The 1862-nt window shown below is 59.6% G+C and carries 2 protein-coding genes; both read right to left on the minus strand.

Annotated elements, in window-relative coordinates:
• Window positions 1-1058: tyrosine-type recombinase/integrase (locus AB1609_22775; GenBank protein MEW6049258.1), on the minus strand; the 1058-nt coding region annotated here is incomplete at its 3' end.
• Between the two features lie 270 nt (window positions 1059-1328).
• Complete coding sequence (locus AB1609_22780) at window positions 1329-1862, minus strand: DUF2148 domain-containing protein (protein ID MEW6049259.1); 534 nt, start codon at window positions 1860-1862, stop codon at window positions 1329-1331.

The raw sequence follows: 1862 nt of genomic DNA on the forward strand, positions 1-1862 counted from the left end.
CTCAAGTCCTCTTCGCTGGGGTGGACGTAGGTTTGCAGCGTGGTTTGGGCGTGGGCGTGGCCTGCCCGCCTCTGGATTGCCTCCGGCCTCATTCCCGCCCGAAAGAGCTCGGTGAGACCTGTGTGCCTCAAGGTATGGGGAGTAACGGCGATGCCTGTCTTCTTCCGGAGTCGTCTGAAAAGGGCGTCGACGTCGGCGTACGTCATGGGTGAGCCTCTGGCGGGTCCGGCAATCTTGAGGAACACAGAATTAGGGGATGCTTCGGTATGGTACTCTGCCACGTAGTCCAGAAAGAGGTTAACCAGGTCGCGACTCACGTGCACGGTGCGGGGGCTGGAGAAGCTCTTGATTTCGGCCGCGTTGATGAGTTCGCCGCGGTCGGCCACGGAAAGCCTCGCCGCGGTTACATCGAAGTCTTCCAGCCACAGCGCCAGCGCCTCACCGATCCTCAGTTGGGCCTGATACAGGAGGGCAAGCAGAAGGCGGTCACGGCTGTTGGAGCAAGCGTCGAGAAGCCTTTGTACCTCGTCCTGACCAAGGACGCGCCGGCAGCGCCGCGGCTCCCTGATCTGCAACACATTGACCTGGACGGGTTTGGCACGGGCTACGTGGTGGAGGAGGCCTTTGAATCGCCGGCGGCTAGCCGAGATCGTCCGCCTGAGTTGCTCGGGCAACTGTCCCTGGTACCTGTCGGTGCGCAAGAGGTAGTCGTAGAAGTCGGTGACGGTGGAGATGACCATGTTGACGGTACGGACAGTGCGGGCCTCTTTCACCGGCTGCGCGGGGATGACCCTCAGCGAGGCAAAGGGGCTGCGGAGCCAGCGGAGGAAGGAGGCCAGGTCGTCGAGCCCGACCCGGCGGTAGTCGAGTCTTTGCTGGGACAGGAATTCGAAGTACAGCTTCAGGTGGTAGCAGTACGCTCGGATCGTGTTCCTGGCCTTGCCGGTGGCATCAAGATACTTGAGGTAGCGGGCCACCGGTTCGACGATGTCCCCGTCATCGGTCACCAGCAAGTAACGAACCCGCCCATCGCGGGTGAGAGCTTCCTGAACCCGCACGTGATGGGCACCTCTTCCCGAATCCGTGGTGCACTCCGAGAACTTCGTAGCCTTTGGTAGAGTTATCGATTCTACGAGGAAGTCAAAAAGGCCCGGGCTGTACGTCGTATACTACGTCTACTTTCTTGGCTGGTGGTAGTGTTAGGACGCCCTACTCAGCGCTCGGTATCCCTTACAGCCCCCCATTCTCAAATAGGGCTAATGACTCCGTCCCGCCTCGGGGAGTATAGCCGTGGTGAGCAAGTGTTCTCCGTGGATGACAACGGGAAGTCATCGGCGGTCGAAAAAAATGTTCTTCCCCGTGGCACTCAACGGGATGCCCACTGCCATGATCACGTCGTCGGGCAGCAGGCCTATATCAAGTGCGGCTTTACCCGCAGAAAACATTACGCGGTTATCGACGTGGTGATGCGCGGCTACTGAAACGGCCGAACCCACCGCAACGCCCAGATCGTGAAAGTTGAAGGCACACATGACCGTGCGCTCGGAAGCCTCTTGGCAGTCACGACAACCGCAAAACCCACAACCGCGAAGCCCCATGCGTCGCGCACGCGTTCCCACCAGAACCACCATCATGGCATCGTCGACGTTGGAAGCATCGCGCTCGAAAAACTGCTCCCCTCCCGTTGTTGCTATCTCTCGCATCCTGGCGGCAAGCTTAGACTTGATCTTCCCCTCAACGACTGCTGTAACGATCAGGTCCACCCCGCGAGCCTTGGGGGCTGTCCTCGCAGCAACACACATGAGTCGAGCGACCAACCGTACTCCATCGAAAGATTGATCGATCATTTGTAGTTCAGGCAT

The organism is Bacillota bacterium, assembly GCA_040754675.1.
In the GTDB taxonomy this organism is placed as follows: Bacteria; Bacillota; Limnochordia; order Limnochordales; family Geochordaceae; genus Geochorda.